A 6,840-nucleotide genomic window follows, 5' to 3' on the forward strand; every position below is an offset into this window, starting at 1 on the left:
TTCTTTATAATAGTTTTTCATATAAGCGCGTAGCAATCAGATATAGAAAAATCTATTTCTCTGATAAATTCTAACATTCAAAAATCTCTAAAAACACAACGTTTAAAATGGATAGATAGCCGCGTTTCTATTTTTTAAAAAAAGACATAATTTTTTTTAGAAGACCACCACCAGCAGTCAATCCTTTCTGTTTATCTACCTTCTTAGGAACATAAGCAGCTTTATGCTTTTCCTTGTAATTATATTGTTCTAAAATAGCGGCGACCCGCTTTTTATACAAAACGCCTTTCTCCGGTTCTATTTGAAAAATATAATTAGCATATCCATCAATTTGAGCCAAAACATTACCACCTTTAGTCCAATATTTACCTTCTATACCATCTTTTTCAATCTGAAACAAAAGTGCTCTAAAACGTTTTATATCTTCTTTTGGAATATTAGTTTTTTCGTTAACAACAACACCCGTAACCTCCTGTTTGGCATTACGCTTCATAATGCGTAATTTTTCAGGGTGTAAATTAAAATTCTCACTATTTACAACATATCTAGAGTATTTTAAAAGCGGAGTCATTTTATCAAAACTATCATGAGTACCAGAAAATGTAATATCATCTACATAACGCGTGTATATAAAACCGTATTTATTAGCTAAACCCGTTAATCTAAAATCTAATTTTTCACAAAGAATATTTGTAATCGCTGGACTTGTTGGAGCGCCCTGAGGTAAAAAACGTTCGCCACGTTGTGCATAATAATCTTCACCTAAAAGGGAAACATCTAGTATTTTAGGTTCCGAACATAAAAGAGAAAAAATAGTTGCAACCTGATTAGAATAACCCAAAGCTAAAAACACACCTTTAATTCGCGCATAAGTAACAGATGGAAAAAAATTCTTAAAATCTTGATTAATAACGACAGCTTTCCCAACATGTGGAACCGCATTGGTTTTAATAGACCTTCCTATCACGCAACCATGTGCATTTGGATGAACAGGTACTATATTTAAAACCGATTCTAAAATCCAGTGTTGTGCCTTTTTCAACTTAGGCATAGGCGCAGAAATCAAACGATATCCACCAGATTTTTTGGCCATTTGAAACCGTTTGTAATGACTAATTTTGGAGTTTTTTCTTGAAAACGACAAAAACCTTAACTCACCAATAGAGATATTCATAGCTTTCGCTAAATCTTCGGCTGTATGTAAAACAGGTAAGTTTTTCGATTTTAAACGTTCGATATTAGATATCTGCTCATTTAATTGATGCGAATAATTTACACCTAAATAGATAATATCTTTCTCTTTAGAAACACGCCATTTCTCAGCCTTTTCTAAACGTTCTTTTTCACGACGTTCTTTAGTTTCTTTTTGAGATTGTTTAGAAGCAAGCTTGCGCTCTTGGTGTTTTTTAGCCAGAAAAGATTCCGGATCTTCTATAACTTTTTTTTCTTTTAAAAGTTTTTGAAGTTTCTGAGATAATTCTCTTTCTTCGTTAAAAAAAGTATTTACCGCTTTAAAATCAAGTTCTCCTTCATTCCAAAACCCCAAGCGTTTCATTTCCGAAAGGATGTATTCTTGTTTAGAAGATGCCTTTATTTTATCATAAATTTCTTGTCTTCTTTCCGCAGAATTATTTCTCATATAACAAAAAAAAGGTAGCAATAAGATGTATTTTGAATGCCCTTCGTACGATTCTCAAGACTGAATTGAACAACTCCAGTGAAATAGGTACTAGTACGCTATTTCACTTCGCAGAAGTCTAACCGGAAATGGCGTACTAGTACCTATTTCACAAGTTAAGTTCGAGTCAGTGACGCGTTCGGTATCTGTAAGCAAGATTGGCGATCCACCAATCAAAATGCAAGGTTGTTATCTTATTACTACCATGGTTTAAATATAATATTATTTTTTATCAAAAGTGATTCTTGTAGCTAAAATATGCGCACAAGGTCCTTTTGTCATTTTATTTTTATAAAACTCATTACAGTTACATTTAGCATCTGTAATTTTTAAATCTTTATCAATTAATATAACCGTATTATAACTATTACTTACTGTGGCGGTTAACAATACTTTGCCGTTCTGTTGTGTAATTTTTAAGTTAGCAACCGCACCTTGTTCCATTAATCTATATGCATCCTTATCTGTTTCACTAGAAAAACGAAGCGATTCTATATCAATACCGTCACGTTTTAATTCGCGTACACGGTAAACTTTATTTTTAAGATCATAAATTACTTTACCGGCTTGCGCAAAAGTTTCCATGGATTTACTAACCGTAGTAACATCTAAATTTAGGTTTTTAGCCAAATCGGTTTCACTTGCAAACCACGTATTTCGTAATTCTAAATAAATACTTTGCATAGTTGTAGCGGGCACTAATGTACGAGGTGCTAATAATTCTAATTGGCTAGACTGTGTCCAATCGTTCGCTGTCCACCCAGAAAGTCCCAATGTAAAATACATGTCATTGGTTAAATGTGCCGTATAAAATGAAGGCATTCCGTTACCTAAAAGATGAACGCTGAATTTGTTGGTTATTGGCAGTAATCGTTCTAAAAGTAGAATACGTCTACGTCCCCAAACTCTAATTTCTTCATGTTCATCTCCTTTATAAATCGATTGATTACAAACAATTTCAATATTCCAAGGTTCGAAAACTGCAATAATAGGTTCATTTGGTTTTAGGATATATTTAATAGACCGAGGGCCTTTACGTTCTTTGTTTCGTTTTAATACTGAAATAAAATTGGCTATATCAATAGCTTCTAGTTCAAAAGATACTTTTTTAGTGGTCATTGCTGTACTCACTTGTAAAAAGCCACGAACCCAACTATCGGGCAAATCAATTTTTACTTCTCTATAATTATCTTCACCCGCTGTTTTAACATCAAAACCTTTAGGGTCTATTTTAAAATCTGTCTCTTTATAAGTTCTTATTTTCTGAAACTCTTCATATAATTTCTTAGAATAATCAATATTTGTGGTACCACATTTAAATTCATTAATATCTTTAAACACATTATATCCACAAGATAATTTGCCGTAAACAGATTCATCTTTACTAAAACATTCAAAAAAAACTTGATCTGGATGCACCGTTATTACCGGATCTAAAACCATCCAAGCATCCATATCTCTTTTGTACAAAAACTTAAAATAGGCACTTTGGGCTTTATAATAAGGTTTCATTATAGAATCGCGCTCTTTACGAAGTCCTTCCATTTTGGCTCGTACCTCGTGAATTTCTGAACGCAATTTGGATAAATCGGAACTAGCCTCCGATAACCAAATCTCTTCTTGGCCTTTTAACCAAGCCAAGTAAGCCGAATTATCTTTTGGTTGAAAATTAAAATCTGCAACCACAACATGATGCAATGCAGAGATAGCTTCTCTAAACGGAATTTTTTTATCTAAAGTCCCTACAAAAAATGTAGGATCGCGAAGTACATCTGGAGCAAAACTAACATTAGTGCTAGACACTCCATTATTAACAGCACTTCCGCCTCCGTATTTATAATTAAATTGCATGTTTTTAATTTGATTTTATTAATAACGGAACTTCAATTTCAGGAAAAACATCATATATACTCAGTAAAACATCAATGTTATTACTTCTATCTTTTATGGTTTTTGTGCCAAGAATACTGTTTATCAAACGTACAGTCATTTCGGCAACCACCTTATTTTTAACAGATTCTTGTTCTAAAAAAGCATAAATCCTCGTTTTGGTTGCACGATGTGTATTAATATTAAATAAGCTCGTTTTAAAATATGTTTCCAGTTTTAAAATAACATCTGGAGTATCTTTAGCATATGTTTCTAAATAGTTAGTTACAAAAAACTGCATATCCTTTGTAGGATGCTCTTGTAGTTTCATTAGTAACGGCAAACCTTTCTCCTCGCTAAAATGAGCTGTTATCATTTTTCTACCAAAAGCTTGTACTTCGTTTTTAGTATGATCGCAAGCGTATAACAGCATATTAACTGTCCAGTTTTTTTCTTCAATGTTTCTTTCAAAATAATCGCAAGCCCAATCTATAATATCTTGCCAACTTGAATTAAAAATTAATAATGCCTTTTCTAACTCATAATTAATCTTCGGAATATGTAACTGAAAATAATCTTGAAGCATTTTACGTATTTCAAAAACGTCTGAATAACCTAAAGAGACAAGTTTCTCAACAGGTAACGTGTTTAAATCTATATGTTGTTTAAATAAAGGAAGGCCAAGTTTTTGAGCATATTCATAATGAGAAAGCACAAGTTTAAACATAAACTCATGAGAAATATCATTTAAATAATGTTTATAGTTTTCTGTTAACAGGCTGTAACAGTTAGCATGTAAACCATCATATTTTTCTGAATCAATTAATACAATAAGTAAGCTATTAAAAAGACTTGTTTTGAAATCTACATCTAAATTAACCAAACGCTCTATAGTTGGTTGTATTGCTGTGCGTACTTCTTCGTATTCGGAAAAACAAAAGCCACTAATCTTTTTACTATTCTCTAATAAAAAATGATCAGGAAACTGAGATAACAACTCAATTCCAACTTGCCTCAACCTGGCTTCGTTAGAATTAATATATTCATCTATCGAATCTTTAAATAATAAGAATGTTTCTATTTTATTATGCTTGGCTAAATTAGCTGCAAATAATTTATTGGTAAAACTATTAGAAGATGCTAATTTATTAATATCTTCTATAGACACATCACTCAATAAGCCCCCAAAAGAAGTATTTCCTATTAAATTGTTTACCTCCAAAAGATAATCCTCAGTGAATACAGAAGGGGATTCAAATAAACTACTTAATGCATTAAAATTAAGTGCTGGGTTGTATTTAGAAATACTACTATATAAGTTTTTTAAATAGTCAATAACCTTTACTTCTCCTGTTAGTAATAAACCGACAACCACTTCATCTCTAGAAAAGTAATCCCGTTCATAAAAATTAAGCCAACCAAGCGCTAATTCTATGGCACCTTCATTCTTAGAACTTAATAATGCTAACAATATAGCATCTTCAGGTTGTACGTTCTTATATTTATCTTTTATAGATTCTAAAATCACTTCCAAAACCTTAGGATGATAATGAGAAACTAAACGTTGTAAATCTTCTAAAGAAAGTGAATCTAAGATACTATTATTCTCCTTTATAATTCGTAAAGCGAAAAACACAGCTTCCTCACTCTTAGCATGACTTAAAACATACAATACTTTATCAGGATTACTATTCCATGTTTCTGGGAGAATTTCAGCCCTTTCGAGTTCTTCTAACTTAATATCTTCAGAATAAAACCATTTGGCCTTATCTCTATTTAATATAGTAGAATTACCATAAAGTACATACATTAGTGCAGAAAACTCATGATATCTTGGAAATACCCGGCGCTCGGTAATATAGCGTCTTTCAACAGAATCATAAATATAGTTGTATTGTACATTAGAAGCGTTTCTATCCGTTTTATCATTTAACGAAACTAACATCGCAACTGCATAATCCAAATAACCAGATATGTTAGTTTTACTTAATTTATAAACTAAACTATAGGTGTTTTTATTAAAATATTTTTGTGTTTTAGATGAAAACGCAACAGACGGATTCTCTTTTTTCTTTTCAACATCTACTGAAGTCCATTGCTGACCGCTATATATATAATTAGAAGTATATCCAGGTGTACTAACACCCATTCTTTTAGATAACAAGCCTAAAAACTGATAGTCGTCTAATAAGCGGGCTACTCGATAAATATATCTAACAGACTTAAATGTGTTTACTTTTAATGGGATACTTTGAAGGAATTGATATAGCTCTTTCCTACAGGAATTTTCGATATAACTATATAAATAAACATAATATAAAACTGAAGCATCAATATCCTCTTCTTTGAGGAAATAATCTTTTAATGCAGCGTAAAATAATACAGGATGTTTTATATGATTTCCTAATTCTGACGGAAGCGTATTTAAAATCTTATTTTGAATTTCCTTCTTTACATTATCGTTACCATATTTAAGACAATATGCAACAGCAACACGACCGCGTTTATTTGAAAAACTCTCAGTGTTGAAACCATTATAAATCGAATCAACATGTGTATCATCTTCTAAAACACAAAGCGTATATATAGAAGCATATTGTTCAAATTCGTCATTAGAATGAATAAAACGAGCTATAAGTGGCGATGTTAACTTAATATTAAGTTCTGCACATCTTAAAATTATTCTAGAGACTTTCCAATCTCTTGAATAAGTACCAGCAATTGATTGCTCTAAATACTTTAAAATAGTTTCTTCTCGAGCAGTGTTCTGTTTAACAGGAATAGATACTGAACCATTCTCACCATATCCTTTTTTCTCTTTACTTTGGACTAACTTATTAAATATAGACAGAGCGTCATCATAAGGTACAGGAAAAACGGTTTTAGTTCCTTCTCGTAAGGTTGCTCCTCTACGACCATATCGAAAGTTTACCACAAATAAGTCTCCACCAGATTCACATAAATCCACCTCGTAAACTTTATCCGACTTACCTTCTGTAAAATATAGTTTTTTTTGCTGTTGTATCTTCAATTCCAAAACGATTTGTAAGTAAATATACAGAATTCTACAGCCATCTTATATTGAAGAAAATAAAAAAAGCCTACCTAAATCGTAAACACCTCATTCAATACACTTTATCTTTCATTATTTACGTTGAGTTTATTGCAAAAAAAATCCTCAACAATTTCTTGTTGAGGATTAAAAAAGGCAACGACCTACTCTCCCACAAATGCAGTACCATCGGCGCTAATGGGCTTAACTTCTCTGTTCGGAATGGTAAGAGGTGAGCCCC

3 protein-coding genes and 1 rRNA gene are annotated in these 6,840 nt (G+C 31.9%); all 4 read right to left on the reverse strand.

Translation table 11 applies throughout. The annotated features are described in order from the left end of the window. Positions 1-127: 127 nt before the first annotated feature. The gene (locus ACJJV4_RS01140) at positions 128-1,639 is read right to left on the reverse strand and encodes a reverse transcriptase family protein (RefSeq protein ID WP_405291258.1); all 1,512 of its coding nucleotides are present in this window, start codon (positions 1,637-1,639) and stop codon (positions 128-130) included. Positions 1,640-1,900: 261 nt separating this feature from the next. Continuing rightward, positions 1,901-3,529, reverse strand: a complete 1,629-nt coding sequence (locus ACJJV4_RS01145) for an SWIM zinc finger family protein (protein WP_405291260.1) — start codon at positions 3,527-3,529, stop codon at positions 1,901-1,903. Between the two features lie 4 nt (positions 3,530-3,533). After that, positions 3,534-6,578 carry a WGR domain-containing protein gene (locus tag ACJJV4_RS01150; RefSeq protein ID WP_405291262.1) on the reverse strand — a complete coding sequence of 1,015 codons (3,045 nt, stop codon included), beginning with the start codon at positions 6,576-6,578 and terminating at the stop codon, positions 3,534-3,536. A gap of 172 nt (positions 6,579-6,750) precedes the next feature. Beyond that, positions 6,751-6,840, reverse strand: a 5S ribosomal RNA gene (gene rrf / locus ACJJV4_RS01155); the annotation flags it as partial.

Origin of the sequence: Algibacter sp. Ld11 (assembly GCF_045066735.1) — a bacterium.
In the GTDB taxonomy this organism is placed as follows: domain Bacteria; phylum Bacteroidota; class Bacteroidia; order Flavobacteriales; family Flavobacteriaceae; genus Algibacter.